Source organism: uncultured Thiothrix sp. (genome assembly GCF_937873765.1).
In the GTDB taxonomy this organism is placed as follows: Bacteria; Pseudomonadota; Gammaproteobacteria; order Thiotrichales; family Thiotrichaceae; genus Thiolinea.
Genome location: NZ_CALMZC010000007.1, coordinates 1 through 14,851, shown reverse-complemented (window position 1 = coordinate 14,851; position 14,851 = coordinate 1). Strand labels below are relative to the sequence as shown.

Annotated in this window: 13 protein-coding genes; 9 read left to right on the top strand and 4 right to left on the bottom strand. The window is 44.9% G+C overall.

What is annotated here, in order from left to right; all coding sequences use genetic code 11:
• Nucleotides 1–58: 58 nt before the first annotated feature.
• Entirely contained in the window at nt 59–859 is an 801-nt protein-coding gene (locus tag Q0307_RS01425) for an outer membrane protein assembly factor BamD (protein WP_298655386.1), read from the bottom strand.
• 61 nt (nt 860–920) lie between these two features.
• Here Q0307_RS01425 and rluD point away from each other — a divergent pair, with 61 nt between their 5' ends.
• From rluD to Q0307_RS01385, 8 genes are all read left to right on the top strand, one after another.
• Nucleotides 921–1,874, top strand: coding sequence for a 23S rRNA pseudouridine(1911/1915/1917) synthase RluD (rluD, locus tag Q0307_RS01420; RefSeq protein ID WP_298655383.1), 954 nt, complete (start codon nt 921–923; stop codon nt 1,872–1,874).
• Nucleotides 1,871–2,602 (top strand): peptidoglycan editing factor PgeF, encoded by a 732-nt coding sequence (gene pgeF, locus Q0307_RS01415; protein ID WP_298655380.1) that lies wholly within the window; start codon nt 1,871–1,873, stop codon nt 2,600–2,602. The genes rluD and pgeF overlap by 4 nt, the downstream gene beginning before the upstream one ends.
• Nucleotides 2,603–2,754: 152 nt before the next feature.
• Nucleotides 2,755–5,589 (top strand): 2-oxoglutarate dehydrogenase E1 component, encoded by a 2,835-nt coding sequence (locus tag Q0307_RS01410; protein WP_366936733.1) that lies wholly within the window; start codon nt 2,755–2,757, stop codon nt 5,587–5,589.
• A gap of 663 nt (nt 5,590–6,252) precedes the next feature.
• Complete coding sequence (locus Q0307_RS01405) at nt 6,253–7,749, top strand: hypothetical protein (RefSeq protein ID WP_298655374.1); 1,497 nt, start codon at nt 6,253–6,255, stop codon at nt 7,747–7,749.
• A 75-nt stretch (nt 7,750–7,824) separates the two neighbouring features.
• Entirely contained in the window at nt 7,825–8,439 is a 615-nt protein-coding gene (locus Q0307_RS01400) for a hypothetical protein (protein WP_298655371.1), read from the top strand.
• Nucleotides 8,440–8,516: 77 nt separating this feature from the next.
• The gene (locus Q0307_RS01395) at nt 8,517–9,419 is read left to right on the top strand and encodes an Rpn family recombination-promoting nuclease/putative transposase (RefSeq protein ID WP_298655368.1); all 903 of its coding nucleotides are present in this window, start codon (nt 8,517–8,519) and stop codon (nt 9,417–9,419) included.
• 146 nt (nt 9,420–9,565) lie between these two features.
• Complete coding sequence (locus Q0307_RS01390) at nt 9,566–10,420, top strand: ATPase (RefSeq protein WP_298655365.1); 855 nt, start codon at nt 9,566–9,568, stop codon at nt 10,418–10,420.
• Between the two features lie 2 nt (nt 10,421–10,422).
• Entirely contained in the window at nt 10,423–11,490 is a 1,068-nt protein-coding gene (locus tag Q0307_RS01385; protein ID WP_298655363.1) for a homoserine O-succinyltransferase, read from the top strand.
• Nucleotides 11,491–11,562: 72 nt separating this feature from the next.
• On the opposite strand, the gene Q0307_RS01380 is transcribed toward Q0307_RS01385, so the two are convergent.
• From Q0307_RS01380 to Q0307_RS01370, 3 genes are read right to left on the bottom strand one after another with little or no spacing between them, the layout of a single operon-like run.
• The gene (locus tag Q0307_RS01380) at nt 11,563–12,180 is read right to left on the bottom strand and encodes a hypothetical protein (protein WP_298655361.1); all 618 of its coding nucleotides are present in this window, start codon (nt 12,178–12,180) and stop codon (nt 11,563–11,565) included.
• A 22-nt stretch (nt 12,181–12,202) separates the two neighbouring features.
• On the bottom strand, nt 12,203–12,847 hold the full coding sequence (locus Q0307_RS01375; RefSeq protein ID WP_298655358.1) for a hypothetical protein: 645 nt from the start codon (nt 12,845–12,847) through the stop codon (nt 12,203–12,205).
• Between the two features lie 28 nt (nt 12,848–12,875).
• Entirely contained in the window at nt 12,876–13,682 is an 807-nt protein-coding gene (locus Q0307_RS01370) for a hypothetical protein (RefSeq protein ID WP_298655356.1), read from the bottom strand.
• A 243-nt stretch (nt 13,683–13,925) separates the two neighbouring features.
• Between Q0307_RS01370 and Q0307_RS01365 the strand changes: the two genes are divergently transcribed.
• Entirely contained in the window at nt 13,926–14,831 is a 906-nt protein-coding gene (locus tag Q0307_RS01365; protein ID WP_298655353.1) for a hypothetical protein, read from the top strand.
• The last annotated feature ends 20 nt before the right edge of the window (nt 14,832–14,851 follow it).

Sequence of the window (14,851 nt, the reverse complement as noted above, 5' to 3'; positions counted from 1 at the left end):
GCTTAAGTTACTACCGCTTTAGTGGCTCTTCAACTCCTCTGGTGCATGACCAAAAGATTTATTTGCCAGCTTTGAGTTTAGCAGCTCGTTCAGGGAAGTTCGCTTCTAAAACGTGCAGACTATCGGCCGCTAAATCCGCCTTGCCTAGTTGCTGAGCCGCCCGTACTTTAATTTCCAAGGCATCAATAATAACGGGTGAGCCTTGATAATGTTTAATTGCATACTCGGCACGATTAAAAGCGGCTAGCCAAGCCCCACGCTCCATATAGTATTTAGCAACATTGACTTCGGATTCAGCCAGCGTATTGCGCAGATATTGCACACGTAATTGCGCATCTTTCGCATAGGGGCTATCCGGGTAGCGGTTAATCACCCGTGAGAAGTCATGGAAGGCTTCTTTCTGACGCACAATATCTAAGTCAGCAATCGAGCGCGGGAAGACTCGATCTACCAAACTGCTACCCCGATTAAAATTCACCAAACCGCGTAGATACAAAGCATAGGCCATATCTTTGCTGCCCGGGTTCATGCGGATAAAACGGTCAACCATGTCTAAAGCTGTATCCGGCTCATCGTATTTATAATAAGCATATGCCGATTCAAGCTGAGCTTGTTGGGCATGTAAACCCAATGGATAGCGGGCTTCTAAGGATTCGTAGAGCTTAATGGCTTGTTGATAATCTGTGGCTTTGACTGCAGCTTGAGCTTTTTGATAAATAGCTTCAGCCGATAAGCCTTCCGTTTCGTCTTTTTGTTTGTCACTAGAAGAAAACATCGAGCAGGCACTTAAACTAGCGGCGAGCATGAGGCTTAAGGCAATACGAGTGAGAGTGGCTGGTGCTGTTCTACTTATCGACATTTGTTTTATAACACGTATGATGGAATAAAGTTGCAAGTATACCGCATTCATTGGTTTTAACATGCCCCAAGATCAGCAAATAGTTAGCATTGTACCGCCAGAAATGGCACAACAGCGTTTAGATCAGGTTGTCGCCAGCCTATGCCCTCAATATTCGCGGAGCCAACTGCAGAAGTGGATAAAATCTGGACAAGTCTTAGTGGATAATAAGCCGCTCAAACCCAAGGAGCGCTTAACCGGTGGTGAGCAGATTATTATCCATGCGACTCAAGAGGTTCAAACTCGTTCAGAAGCAGAGGCAATAGATCTCGATATTGTCTATGAGGATGAAGATTTACTGGTACTGAATAAGCCTGCTGATCTAGTTGTGCATCCAGCGGCAGGCAATTGGACGGGTACTTTGGTGAATGGCTTATTGCACTATAACCCGCAATTAGAAATGCTGCCACGCGCAGGTATTGTGCATCGCTTGGATAAAGACACGACCGGTTTAATGGTGGTGGCCAAGAGTTTGGAGGCACATAGCTCTCTAGTTGAACAACTGCAAGCACGTGATGTAAGCCGCGAGTATTTAGCTTTAGTCCAACGCCCAGTGATTGCTGGAGGGACTATTGAGGCGAATATTGGTCGCCATCACATTGATCGCTTAAAAATGGCATTGATGGAAGGCGGCAAAGAAGCTATCACGCATTATCGAGTTGAAGAGCGCTTTCGCCATCACACTTTACTACGCGTTGCTTTAGAAACTGGCCGTACTCATCAAATTCGTGTGCATTTAACCGCCAACCATATGCCGATTGTGGGTGATCAACTCTATGGTGGGCGTCCGCGTGTACCGGCTGGAATTAGTGGAGAGTTGCGTGAGGCTTTACAAGCTTTTCCGCGTCAAGCTCTACATGCAACACGTTTAGGCTTGATCCACCCTATTACCGAAGAAGAAATGGAGTGGGAAGTGCCTGTGCCCGAGGATATGGACGTGCTATTAGCTTTATTAAGAGCGGAGGAGGCCGTATGAATGATTGGCTCAAACCAGATTGGCCTGCTCCTGAAAATGTCCATGCGGTCTGTACCACACGCTCAGGTGGCGTTAGTGTTGCCCCTTTCGATTCTTTAAATTTGGGCGATCATGTGGGTGACACTCCAATAGCCGTCGCCCGTAATCGCCAATTAGTCGCTGAAGTCCTCGACTTGCCAAATACACCGTTTTGGTTACAACAAGTGCATGGCGTGAAAGTCGCACAGCAGAATGTCGACAATCTGGGCTGCTCTGCCGATGCATCGGTTTCGTTCAAAATGAATGAAGTTTGTGTGGTGATGACTGCTGATTGTTTGCCGGTTTTATTTTGTAATCGTGCGGGTACTCGGGTAGCGGCTGCCCATGCAGGTTGGCGCGGTTTATGTGATGGTGTGCTTGAAAAAACTGTAGGGGCTTTAGACTGTGATCCTGCAGAGATCCTTGCTTGGATGGGGCCTGCGATTGGACCAAAGGCTTTTGAAGTCGGGGATGAAGTACGCGCTGCCTTTATGGAATATGAGCAACAGGCTGCACAGGCTTTTCAAGCTACTCAAGCTGGTAAATGGCTTGCGGATATTTATCAACTCGGTCGTCAGCGCCTTAGTGCGATGGGTGTTACAGCGATTTATGGAGGGGAGTTATGTACCTACACTCAGCAAGATTTATTCTTTTCTTTCCGACGTGATCAGCAAACAGGACGTATGGCTAGTTTAGTGTGGCTAAGTTAACCGCTTATTTCTTGGCAAAACTTCATGATTAAGGGATGGAATTACTGTCCCTTTGGGATATACTTCCCCCCCTGAATCATTAAGATTGTCGACATAAGGCTTAGATAAGCATAACGAGTAGCATCTACTAGGAGCACGAAGGAGTACGGATGATGAGCCAACAAGGTAATGCCCTGCTCGATGAATCTTTCTTAGATGGCGAACAAGCCATTCTCTTAGAACAGATTTATCAGCAATATCAAGAATCCCCAGAAAGCCTGTCTGCTGAATGGCGGGACTACTTTAAAAACCTCGATCTCTTAGAGCAAAATGCTGGCCTAAACGGTAGTGGTAAAGCTAATGGTGCTACAAGCACTGCCATGGCGGCAAGTGATACTTATCAACCACAAAGCGTTTTAGAGCGTCGTAGTTTTCAAGTACGTGTATCACGTTTAATTAACTCTTATCGCTATGTTGGTCATTTGGCGGCACATACCAATCCTTTAGGGGATTATGGGATTCGGATGAATGTGTCTGAACTCACCTTAGAGGCCAATGAGTTACAAAATACGGATCCGAATATTGCTTTCGATCCTGGTTCTTTCAATCTGAAAGCAACTCCGACCTTGGGCAATATTTTCAATGCATTAAAAGAAACCTATACCCGCACCATTGGTTTCGAGTATATGCATATCATGGATCTAGAGGAAAAGCGCTGGATTCAGGCTCGGATTGAGCCAGAGATGGGACGCGAAGTACTTAGCAACGATCAAAAGAAAATGCTGCTCAAGCAGTTAACTGCAGCAGAAGGTTTTGAGCAGTATTTACATCGCCGTTTCGTCGGTCAAAAACGTTTCGGTTTGGAAGGTGGTGAAAGCTTAATTCCGATGTTGCATCGCATTCTACAAGAAGGTGGTGCGGCAGGTATGAAAGAAGCTGTGATCGGCATGGCGCATCGTGGTCGCTTGAATGTATTGATCAACGTTATGTATAAGCCTTCTGGCGTGCTCTTTAGTGAGTTCGAAGGCAAGGTCAGTGATGGTCAATACACTGGCGACGTGAAATACCATAAAGGCTATTCTAGCGATATTATGACTGAAGGTGGTCCAGTGCATTTAGCACTCGGTTTCAATCCATCGCACTTAGAAATCGTCAGTCCTGTCGTCATCGGTTCAGTCCGTGCCCGTCAAGAGCGTCGCGGTGATCGCACGGGTGAGCAAGTCATGGCGATTAGTATCCACGGTGATGCTGCGTTTGCAGGTCAAGGCGTGGTGATGGAAACTTTCAATATGGCGCAAACCCGTGGCTATCGCACCCTGGGGACTGTCCATATCGTCATCAATAACCAAGTCGGTTTCACCACTAGTACGACGACAGACAGCCGTTCTACGCACTATCCAACGGATGTGGCGAAAATGATCAATGCACCAATCATTCACGTGAATGGTGATGATCCAGAGGCAGTCATCTATGCTGCGAAAGTAGCTTTAGATTATCGCAATCGCTTTAAGAAAGACGTGGTTATCGATTTAGTCTGTTATCGCCGTTTAGGTCATAACGAAGCCGATGAGCCAGCGATGACTCAACCTGTTATGTATAGCATCATCCGTAATTTGCCAACGACGCGTACTCAATACGCTGATAAATTGGTTAAAGAAGGTGTGATCACCCGCGAAGAAGCCGATGCTATGGTGGCTGATTTCCGTGCGGTGATGGATGCCGGTGAAGTAGTTCGTGGTTATTTCAGTCAGCCTGTAGTGGAAGGCTTGCCCAATGAACTGCAGACTCATTGGAAAACCTATTTAGAAGGCAAATGGCGCGATAAAGTCAATACTGCTGTCAGTGCCGAGCGTGTTGCCTCCTTATCTTCGAGTTGGCTGAATAATATTCCTGCCGATTTCAAGGTACACCGTCGTGTTCTGAAAGTTATCGAAGATCGTGTTGCAATGGGTAAAGGTGAAAAACCTGCTGATTGGGGCTTCGGTGAGACCTTGGCTTATGCAACCTTACTGGAAGAAGGCCGTAATGTGCGCTTATCTGGCCAAGACTGTGGTCGTGGTACTTTCTCTCATCGTCATGCCGTACTGCATCATCAAGAAGAGCGTAAGCAATGGTTGCCATTGTTGAACCTGAGTCCAACTCAAGGTTCTTTCAATGTCATCGACTCAGTATTGTCTGAGGAAGCTGTGTTAGCCTATGAATATGGTTATGCTACTGCTGAACCAGAAAGCCTAACCATTTGGGAAGCACAATTTGGTGACTTTGTGAATGGTGCACAAGTCGTAATCGACCAATTCATCAGTTCCGGTGAGCAAAAATGGCAGCGCTTATGTGGTCTAGTGATGTTCTTGCCGCATGGCTTTGAAGGTCAAGGCCCAGAACACTCCTCAGCACGGATTGAGCGGATGGTACAATTAGCAGCGCAGGAAAATATGCAGATTGTGATTCCTACGACGCCTGCACAAACCTTCCATATGCTGCGTCGTCAGGTACTGCGTAATTATCGTAAACCTTTGATTGTGTTCACACCGAAGAGCTTATTACGTCATCCATTAGCGGTGAATGAGCTGAAAGATTTCACTGAAGGTGAGTTCCAGCTTGTAATCGATGAGGTTGATAGCAATGTCACTGCGAATAAACCGCAGGTTGATCGCGTGATCATGTGTAGTGGTAAAGTTTATTATGACCTCTTAGAAGAGCGTCGGAAAAACAACCTAGACAATGTGGCGATTGTGCGCATTGAGCAAATTTACCCGTTCCCAGCGCCTGAATTACGCGAAATTGTGTCGGCCTACCCGAATTTGCAAACCTTGATTTGGTGTCAAGAAGAGCCAGTTAACCAAGGCGCATGGGATGGTATTCGCCATCGCTTTGAAGCTTATGAGTTGGCGGAAATCTCTTGTGTGAGCCGTCCAGCCGCAGCAGCGCCAGCAGTGGGTTCACTCTATGTGCACCAAGCTCAGCAACAAGCGCTGGTTAAAGAGGCTTTAGGTTTAGGTCAAAAGTAATTTTATCTAAATCACGAGTAGTTTAAGCACTACTCTTAAGCGCAAATTAAAGGCATCTGTGCAAACAGGTGCCTTTTTTGTTTATGGGGTTGAGTGTAAATGATAATCGGCTTAAATATTAGTTTGATTATTAGTCATGTGGTCGTTTGTCAATATGGATTTTTCCATAAACTCGCTATGAATATGAATTATAAGCTAAAAATATTACGCAGTGTGTTTTAGTGAATATTTGTATTAGACAAGACTTTAGTCTTTTGCTAATTTCTGAATGGTTATTAATTAATCACATTTAGAATAATAAATAATCTACTATGATCTCTTGTGTCATGTGCTGTGGTTTTGTAGATTAAATAGCTTCTATGTAGAGAGCAATTGTGTTGATTTTAAAAGGATATAGATTGATGGAAACTCATTGCTCGTCTCGTCTCGTCTCGTCTCGTCTCGTCTCGTCTCGGTAAGAGACGGCTACTAACTAGCTTAATCGGCAAGCATTTTTTCAAGGCTGTTGCAGCGACTCTACTCTTAACGGGGTGTGTTGATAGTTCTAATGGAGGTAAAGACCCCTACTATACAAAAGATGGCTACCTGATTCACCCTAATAATCATAAGAAAATTTTATATAAACCCTCTCCTAATACGTATAAACAATCTGATTTAAATGCTTTGGCTTATACCCCACCGCCTGCAGGAGTAACGCTGACGGATGATCGGGTGGCAAGGCGATATGCCAGTAATATTGAGTATAGGCCCGTGAATAGCCAACAAGATGGTGATACTTGTTTGGAATTTCCAGAGAACGCAAAGCCAGCGATAGTCGCTGCCTTGAATATTTGGTCAACGGTTTTAAATTCTCCGGTTCCTATTCGGGTCAGTGTCTGCTGGGCAAGGTTAGACGCAAGGACACTGGCTCAAGCGGGTCCGACAGACTTTGTGGAGAATGGTAATATTCTGAGGCCGGTTGCTTTAGCCAATGCCCTTGCAGGGCGAGATATTTTACCCAATAGCACGGATATTGAAGTCACCATTAATTCCACCGCTCTATGGCATCTTGACCCACAAAACCCCATTCCAGCAGCTCAATCGACTACACATTTTGATTTGACAACTAATTTATTACATGAATTAGCGCATGGTTTTGGCTTTTTTAGCACCGAGGAGGCAGGGGCAGGGATTGCTTTGTGGGGAAATGGTTCTCTTAATTCCCCTTATGATACCTTTCTTCAGGATGCAAACGGCAATGCCCTGACGAATAGAGCGGTTTATCCTAATAATTCTTTGGCCTTATTGAATGCTTTTCGCTCCAATCAGGTCGTTTTCAATGGCGCTCAGGCTCGGGCAGCAAATGCAGGCCGCCCTGTTAGCATTCATTCTCCTTCGCCTTATGAGGAGGGATCTAGTATTTCTCATGTGGCCGAAGCGGTATTCGGTCGTGATATTAATAATATCAACCGTTTAATGTCTCCGAGAGCTTTTTGGGGTGATCGAAATCATAATCCAGGTCCGATTGCGATAGCTATGCTGCGGGATATTGGCTGGGGCACTGTGCCTGTGCCCGTCACGCCCCCGGGTGTTGCGGTGTTACGTGCCCCCAATGGTGTGGCGACGGCGACCCCTACCTATCAATGGAATGCTGTTTTAAATGCGGCTGACTATTTGTTACGCGTGACCAATAGCAGCACGAATGCGGTGGTTTTCCAGCAATGGGTGATGGCTTCTGCCGCTGCTTGTCAGACAGCAGTGTGTTCCTATAAACCTACACTGACCTTACCGATTGGTAGTTATCGTTGGCAGGTACAAGCGCGTGGTGCGGGTGGGACGGGAGCTTTGAGTACCGCCATGAATTTCACAATTCGTCCCACAACAGTGCCTCCTGCCAGTACACCGAGCTATCCAACCGGAACGATTACTAACCGAAGCCCTGCCTTCACGTGGTCAGCCGCGAACACTGCTGCCGATTATTATTTGCAAATCATCAATCGGACGACAGGTGCTGCTCTCTATCAGGCTTGGGTCACCAATGCCCAAGCAGGTTGTGCGACCGGAACGGTTTGCCGTTTCAGTAGAACTTTGTCAGTAGGCAATTATATGTGGCGAATCATGCCTAGAAATGTGGTCGGCAATGGCCCTGCGAGTGCTTATTTAAATTTTACGGTTCAATAAACTTTATCCCCCCCTATTGGTTGGTAAGCTTGCTGGCAGGGGAATTTATTCGATTTAACGGAAGGAGCTTCATGAATGAAAAGTAGTAACTGGTTAAAAAAACTAACACTCTTGATCTTATTGCTTGGTTTGGCGGGCTGTTGGATGGTACCACCACCGGCTGAGGCGGGTTCAACAACAGCGAATGAAGGTCAGGCGCTTAAGTTCAAAAGAAAATTTTCGGATAGTGTATATATCCACTTCAACCCTAGACTTCCTCCTTACTTAACAAAGCGTGCCCATTTCAACAAAAATCAAGCGAGGCAGTTTGTGCTAAAAAATACTAGTATTCACTTTAGTTTGGTACAAAAAACTATCTCCAACTTCATACAAGAAAACTCTACAGGTGTTGCGGATCTAAAGTGTGAAAATGTGATCTTTAAGGCTCAAGAAATCAATCTCGAAAACTATCTGAAGCAACAGGGTGTGCCTATTAAAGACCTGTTAGCCCTCTATCTACTCACGCCAGAGCAAGCTAAAGCGCCAGCGACTTTGATGACGGTCACAAATTGTCCTAATTTTAAGTGGTCTAAGCAGTTCGTGATACTTCACCCCAAGAGCATTGTGGAGTCGCGGGAGTTATGGGGTACCCATTTTATTTTCTGGAAAGAGGGCGTGTTGTTCAGAGGGTCATCTGGTCTGCGCCAGTAAGTTGAAGGCTAGGGCATAGCCAGCACTATGCCCTTATCCTATACTTAAGCAACACCCGACGACGTATAGGTCTTCTCATGCCCGCCATCTACCTCAACCCTTTGACTGACTTCGGCTTCAAAAAACTGTTTGGTGAAGAACCGAATAAAGACCTCTTGATTAGCTTCCTCAATACCCTATTACCCGCTCATCACCAAGTCTCAGAACTCAGCTACACCAAAAACGAATACCAGGGTATCAGTGCCGCTGATCGCAAAGTCATCTTTGACCTCAACTGTACGAGTCCCTCCGGTGAGCGCTTCATTGTCGAATTACAGCGGGTCAAACAAATCTACTTCAAAGACCGTAGCCTGTTTTACTCCACTTTCGCCATTCAAGAGCAAGCCAAGCGTGGGGATTGGAACTACAAACTGTTTGCCGTTTACACCATTGGCATCCTTGATTTCTTGATCGACGACCACGAGCACGACGTGCTCTACCATGCCCAACTCAAAGACCAACACAACCGCTTGTTCTATGACAAACTCAACTTCATTTACTTGGTGCTTCCCCGTTTCCAACGCCAAGCCCATGAACTGGTGACCCTTCAAGACAAATGGCTGTATGCCTTCAAACACCTACATGAACTGGAGCAGATTCCGAGCGAACTGCAAGAACACATCTTCCAACGCCTATTTGCCATTGCCCAAATCGCCCAACTCCCAGTTGAAGAACGTCAAGGCTATGAACGGAGCTTGAAAGACTATCGGGACTTCATGAGTGCTCAGGATACCGCGCATTTGGAGGGGTATCAGGAGGGGGTCGAGGTGGGGATTGAAAAGGGTATTGAGGTGGGGAAGCAAATGGGGTTGGAGGAAGGCGCTTTGAAAAAAGCACGAGACAGGGCTCAACAGTTACTCAGTTTAAAGCTGTTAACGCCTGAGCAGATCGCCCAAATGGCCGGACTCTCTTTGGATGAGGTACTCAAACTAAGCTCTTAATCGAGAGCATTGGTTGATACTTATTTGTGATAATGACTCATTTTTAGCGCCTAACTTTTTCAGAATATCGTCACCTAAACAATAGCTTGCTATGATGGCTGTATTCACAATTTATGGTTTAACTTTTACTTGTCTGGGGAATAGCTGTGCGACTTTCGGTTGAAGATTACCGTCAATGGAAAAATAAAAGCGTTACTTTATTAGGTATGTCTGGAGTAGGGAAAACCCATCTATCCACTACCTTGCGTCAACATGATTGGTTCCATTATTCCGGTGATTATCGGATTGGTAAGCGCTATTTAGATGAAGCTATCCTCGATTTGATTAAAGAACAGGCGATGAAAGTGCCGTTCTTAAAAGATCTACTGCGCAAAGATTGGATTTTTATTACTAATAACATCACGATTGATGATCCGGGGCCGGTACTGTCTTATGTCGGTAAATTGGGGAATCCAGAATTGGGTGGTGTAGCTCTCGACCAATTCGTGCGGCATCAAGCAGAGTATCGCTTAGCTGAAATTCGTGCGATGTATGATGTGCCAGAGTTTATTCGCAAGGCGCATCATATTTATGGTTATTCCCATTTTGTAAATGATGTGGGTGGTAGTCTGTGTGAGTTAGACGAGCCGGGTGTGATTGAGCTATTAGCTGAGCATTCACTGATTCTGTATATTCAAGTGACGACTCCAGCCGAAGAGCAAAAACTGATTGATCGTGCTAAAAGCGATCCAAAGCCCTTATATTATCGTCCACAATTCCTGCAAGAGCAGCTAGCAGTGTATTTACAAGAAACCGGTTTGAACTATGCGGCAGAAATGGAACCGGATGAGTTTACCCGTTGGATTTTCCCGCGTTTATTCCATTCACGTATTCCACGTTATGAAACGATTGCACGCGATTATGGCTATACGGTAACTTCAGAAGAGGTTGCAAAAGTGCGTAACGAGCACGATTTCAATCGGTTAGTCGAAACTGCTATTCGACGCTATCAGAGTACTTAAGCATGCCATTGGTTGATCATTCAGGCTTACCAACCTTTCAACGCCTGCGGGCAGAAGGGCAAGATATTCTCCGTGCAGATTATGCGGAGCATCAGGATATTCGTGAGCTGCATATTGGCCTATTAAATATGATGCCTGATAGTGCTTTAATGGCTACCGAGCGGCAGTTTTTTCGCTTAGTGGGTATGTCGAATCAGATTGCACAATTTCATATGCATGTCTTCACTTTGGATGGTCTAGTACGTGGTGAAGCTGCACAGGCTCATATTGCTCAATACTATGAGAATTTCGCTGATCTAAAAAAGCAAGGTTTAGATGCTTTAATTATTTCTGGCGCGAATCCGGCTCATCCTAAATTAGAGGATGAACCCTTCTGGGAAGGTTTGATGGAGGTGGTCGAGTGGGCAAAAGATCACGTTACCTCGACGCTCTGTTCGTGTCTAGCCAGCCATGCAATCGTACAACATCTCTATGGAATTCGGCGTCGTCCTTTGGGGTTCAAACGTTGGGGTGTTTATGGTCATGCTCTCACCATGCCTGAGCATCCGCTGGTGTCGAACCTGAATACGCACTTTGATGTACCGCATTCACGTTTCAATGAGGTGAGCCGCGAACAGTTAGAAGAAAAAGGATTGCGGGTGTTAGCAGAAAGTGCTGAGGCGAGTTTTCATTTAGCGGTTAGCCCTGACTTATTCCGCTTTGTGTTTTTCCAAGGCCATCCTGAATATGATGCGATTAGTTTGTTGAAGGAATTTCGGCGTGAAGTGAATAACTGGTATGTCGGTAAACGATCTGATTATCCACCCTTTCCACAGAATTGCTTCCGCCCTCAAGTGAAGGCAATTTTGAATGAATACCGCTTACGTTTGGAGGCTGCACGTCAGCAGGGTACGGCTATCCCAGCGTTTCCTGATGCTAGCTTAATCTCTCTCTTGCCGAATACTTGGCGTGATACGGCTAAGGGGATGGTAAGTAATTGGATCGGTAAGGTGTATCAACTCACTAATAATGAACGTCATTTACCCTTTATGGAGGGCATTGACCCGAATGATCCTTTAGGTTTGCGCTAGGTTATAGAGTTGCCACGAGACTCACCTAATCAGTTGTTAGGTGAGTTTTAGTCCTATAGTCGGGGTGGGTGATTATTCTGGTGCTATTAGGACGGGCTGTATGATTTTAACATCTTTATTGCCCATAAAAAATACATTTGATTGATTGATAAGAATCGGTCCATATTCATCACCATTTTCTATTTTTTCTTTAGGAGCGTCAAAGACGAACTCTCTAAAGAAGGGAATTTTGCAGTTGGTTTTTACGAGTGTGACAGATCTATTCATGTCATTGTCATACGGATAGGCCTGCTTCCAATGCTTAGCTTCTATCTGGTTTTTACTAAGGTAGGTATTTAATGGAATAGAGCTTAATGTAAATGATGTATTAGTACAAGTTTGCTTAGGTTTTCCATTAGAGTCACGAAAGCCGGCAAAGTATTTTTTGCCTAGGTTAACGAAAAGAGGGAATGTTCCTATTTGATAGTTAGTAATTTGTGCTTCATTGAGTTTTGTCTTGGTGGATTTGATAATTGCACTAACCCTATACATTGCTTCAGGAGCATAAACGGGTTTTGCAGCAGAGGGTTTATGTTCTTTGGCGGATAACAGTGAGGAACCACTGCAAACTAGGGCGAATAGCCCCAAGGTGAAAATGGATTTTTTTATAAACATGAATAATAGCTCAATAACCCTATCTAAAAGTTTCATTTAGATAGGGGATGATTAAAAATTAGCGTACTGTAAAATTGACATAGGCGCTACTTGGGCCATTGCCTGCCGTATTGCCCGCAATGATACGCCACTTGTAATTGCCTGCAGCTAAGCTGGGTGGTGTGTAGCGACACACTGTACCACTTGCACAGCCTGCTGCTGTATTCGTGATCCAACTTTGGAAAGTGACCGCTCCACTGGTGGCATTGAGAATCTGCAAATAATATTTGGTGGCCGAACTCACTGTAGACCAATTATATTGGGGGGTTCTTGTGGTAATCGTTCCCATGGGTGCTGTTAAGGTAGCCGTGCCCAAGGTCGTGGGTGTGGTGGGGACTTGTGCCCAACCGATGTCTTGTAACATGGCAAGCGCAATAGGACCTGGATTATGATTACGCCGCCCAGGTAACGGCGCAACGGGAGCCATCATGGCGTTGATTGTGTTTTGATAAGTGCCTAAATGGATATGAGATAAACTGCTACTCAAATAGTTAGTACTGGATTGGATAGGTACCAATGATCCTCCATTAGCGGCTGTCGCCCGTGAGCCATTAAAGTAAATTGCACTAGAGGTAAAAGCGCTGTGAAGTGCTGCTGATTGATTCGGATAGAGGGCGCGATTTGAAACAGCTTGCCGGTCAGTACTGGATTTGATATGTAGCAACAGTGAGTCATAAGGGCTTATATTGGGATCAAGTTGCCAACGACTGCTTGTCGTTGATCGTTGATACTAAACCAAGGGAGGCAAGGCCAAACCCGTGTCCTAGTTCATGGATGAGTACAGAGGTTAGGTCATAAGCATTAGCGGGTGGAGCAGTGGTGGGGTCTAGATGCCATGATGTAGCAGTGCCTGCGGCAGTCGGTGGCGTTCTCGAATTGATAGCAATGGTTATGTCAGAAAGTTGCGGTTCTCGATCTGTATTTTCTATAGCATTAACAATGAGAGTTGGGGCATACAATGTAACTCCATTCATAACTTTACTAGTATAGGATGTGGGACCTGCCTGAGCCAAGGTACTTGCGCTACTTAAAGGTCGCCAGCAAACCTGTACATTGATACGTTGGGGTGAATTCAGTTGGCTAGCCCAAATATTCATGGCTGCATTGACAGCAGAGCTGATTGAGCTTGCGCCTGTCAATGGGGCAGCTTGGCAAGTCCCAGTACTAGAACTGGGGTCTGCTTGACCACTAGCAATATATTGAACACCAAAGGTAGCCGCTCGTGGGCGTGAGATATCTACGCGTTCAGCTATATCTTTATCAAGAATAGCTTCAGGAGGTGGTGGTATATCATAAGCCAACTCTGCGTTAATCTTACTGGTGTCAGGGGCTAGGAGAGGAACGGCACTATCCAGAATGACTAATGAACCATTGGCTGTTTTGTAAGTTATGCGACCATTATTTTCTGAATCAACACAAGCTGACAAAGAAAAAGAAAGCAACACACTTGAAGAAATGCTAAGTACTAATTTTGATTTACATGCGATGCGATATGTCATAAGTTTACCTTAAATTAAGAAACATGAGCTTAAATGAAAAGTCTCTCTATACATATCAGTATCATATAATTTAGTTATTTGTGCGCGATAGTAAATAGGTTTTTTGAAAATTTCAAGAGTAATTTTTTTCTATAAAAATTTTGAATATTTTTAATCGAAAAATAAAATCGGTTTGAATGATGGGAAATATGTTTTAAGCTACTGATCTTATGAGAAATTGGCTATTTAATTTGTGTTTTAAATATGTTTAAAGTCATAGTGTTTGTTTTTGGTTTTATATTACTGGTTTATAGCCTAACGGCAGTCTTTAAGTATTGGGACTTCACCGAAGCTCCAGTCGATATTGCTGTTTTGATGACTAAAACAGTCAAACCAGCCGATTTAGAAGCGCAGGTCGAAGCTTCGATTCAAAGTGATAACCCTGAGGATGCGCGCATGTATTTAAGTTTAGCCAAGACTTTTGGCTATTCGCTGGATGTGGCACGGTTTATCCCGCAGATTGAAGCTTTAGAAACGCCTTGGCAAGTTACGCGTCGGCAGGCAACGCAGTTTGCAAATGGCTTTATTGATGGCAGTGGTGAAACTGGGGCAGGCATTGCAGGTGCTGTGACTGCTGATTTTACAGTAATTGGTGATGCGCGTGATTTGTATGAGCAGTATCAAAATCTGCAAGCGGGTAAAGACGTCAATGAGCTGATGACAGCTTTAGCCGGTGTGGGCGTAGGTTTGACCGCGCTTACAGTTTTGAGTTCAGGTACGGCCGCACCGATAAAAACAGGCTCGTCCACTTTAAAGTTGGCAACGCGGGCCAATAGACTTTCACCGAAAATGCAGTCGGTTTTGCTTAAGCAGGCTACGGATTTATTTGATTACAAAGCGTTTCTATTGGCTACTCGTGGTGAGAAAAATTTGGATAATTTACGTCAAGCCGCCATGAAAGCTTATAACCCCAAGGCTTTAAAGGCTTTAAGTGAGACAGCAGAGCAAGTGAATTCCATTCGTAAGTCCACTTCTTTAGTGGATACTTTAGATATTTTGCGCTATGCCGAGTCTGCTGATGATTTGCGGCATTTAGAAAAACTGAGTGTCAAATATGGCACTGAAACTAAAGGGATTGGTCATGCACCAGAGGAGTTGAAGAGCCACTAAAGCGGTAGTAACTTAAGCGA